Source organism: Paeniglutamicibacter sulfureus, from assembly GCF_030512175.1.
Lineage (GTDB): Bacteria > Actinomycetota > Actinomycetes > Actinomycetales > Micrococcaceae > Paeniglutamicibacter > Paeniglutamicibacter sulfureus.
On record NZ_JAULBL010000008.1, the window covers coordinates 1 to 1,985 of the forward strand.

Annotated in this window: 1 protein-coding gene and 1 pseudogene; both read left to right on the forward strand. The window is 59.3% G+C overall.

Features of this window, described 5'->3' with window-relative positions:
- Positions 1-121 precede the first annotated feature (121 nt).
- Positions 122-1,624, forward strand: a complete 1,503-nt coding sequence (locus tag Q2T94_RS20460; RefSeq protein WP_264271880.1) for a hypothetical protein — start codon at positions 122-124, stop codon at positions 1,622-1,624.
- Positions 1,579-1,985, forward strand: a pseudogene (locus tag Q2T94_RS20465) (hypothetical protein); the annotation flags it as partial. The gene Q2T94_RS20460 and the pseudogene Q2T94_RS20465, both read left to right, overlap by 46 nt.

A 1,985-nucleotide genomic window follows, 5' to 3' on the forward strand; every position in this document is an offset into this window, starting at 1 on the left:
AGCTGTAACCGTAATTGCGGTGAAACGAGACTGCGCGCGCCTCCTCGTCTAGTAAGTAGCAGCCATTTGTGCGCCCGAACGCGCAACATGGACTGCCTCTTACCCACTAAAGGAGGACTCTTTGGAGCACCAAACCATCTCAGAGCGTCAGACAAGGTGGTCTTCGCGCCACCGGATTTATCTTCGTTTCACCGCGCTGATCCTCGGCGCATTTCTCTTTGGAGGAGCGATCGCCACGACACCCTCGCCTTCTGATCTCACATCCCCAGCACACGCAATCGATAACCACCACGGCCCCGGCGTAAACTGGGGCAACGGGATTCATGTACACGGTGCCGGGGCGTTCGTGGTTGACGGCCGTTACGTGTATTGCGCAGAACCCTGGGTCCGATCTGGCCCCAAGGTCCCCGTCTTTGTAGGAAGCTCCACAATTCCCGGCAACAGCTCAGGCGGGGTGTCGGTCGCGACCACTGAGGGTGCGCCCCTACAACAGATCACGTTCGTGATTGCGCGCTATGGGCAGACAAACGACAACCTCCAGGCTGCTGCTGTGGCACTCGCCGTGTGGGAGATTCGAGGTGCCGACGGGCGGGGCAGCTCCGGATATGAGGCAGAACTTGCACGCGTGCGAAACTCTGTCGGCCCCGACGTAGTCGCCCTGTCGCAAAGGCTGATGGCCGAGGCCGCTTCGTGGACCTATGCCCGGCAAAGCCACGAGGTTGGTTCGAGTTCAACCGCCATCTCTGTGTCACCAACAAGCGCGTACTCCGGTTCCGTTTCTATTCCTGTCGGCACCCTGTCTCTGCAGATCGAGAGCGGTGAGTTTTCTGATGGCACCACTTCTCGGACGTGGGAAGGAAACGGCTCCCCCGCCGGCACGTCTCTTTCGTGGCAAGGTCTGCCTCCCGCTGAGAGTTGGGACCGGTATTACCGGGTGTCGTTTTCTGGTGAGTATCTCGAAATTCCTACCACCGTGCTTTGGGGCGACGGAGGCAACTCGCAATCCTCGGTGTCGGTCGAATCCTCACGGGCACGGCCATTTGAGGCCGTTACGGTTGAACTCGACACAACTTGGGCTCCTGAAGTGTCAAGCCTCGTGAGCAGCAAGTTCGTGAGTGTCGGCGAGCAGCACAGCGACGACATCACGTTCGCTGCTACCGCCGCTGATACCGGCACGAGCGGAGAATGGCGCTGGCGACTAGCTACGGATGGATCGCACGAATGGATGCCGGTCAAAGCCAAGGTTACGGCTTACGGTCCGTACCTCAGCGATCCCGCTCTGAACCCTTCATCTGAGGCGCCGGTAGGTGCACCCGTCGCTGCACGCGGGACGTTCACAACCGATCCAGCTCGGGATCAGTCAAGCCCACAAACCTACTCATTCCTTTTTGACGATGAGATCCTTGAACAGGGTTACTACACGTACAAGTGGGACATTGATGGCGCTGACCAAGATCCCTCGATCATCGGCGCCGATAACTGCCTAAAACCTAACGCGGAACTAGGCTGCCGCGTGCGCAGGGATTTTGGGAGGAGAGATGCGACGATTTCGGCATACCCGAAGAATCGGCGAGGATCGTGCACCCCGAGGTGCGCACGGAAGCGCAGCCACAAGCCACAGTAGGTGACACGATTACCGATGTCGCGATTGTAGATGGCTCGGTGCCGGCAGGCTCTGAACTCACCTTTGAGGTGTTCAAGTCGCCGGTGGCGGGAGACCTCAAACACGATCAAAATGGTGAGCTCACCGACACTGCCTGGACTCAGGCCGAGGTAGACGCGCTGAACGGTGAGGCGGTGTGCACGATGGAGAATCTTGCCGGCCGCACCGAACCAATTGCCGTAACTGCCGGACCTCACAGCGGCGAGCGCTACACCTCTCCCGGAGTCCAAGTAGACAGGGCCGGCACTTATTGGTGGATCGAATCACTGCTCCATCGCGACCCAGAGTCTGGCGCGGAGACGTTGATCATTTCCGGCACTTG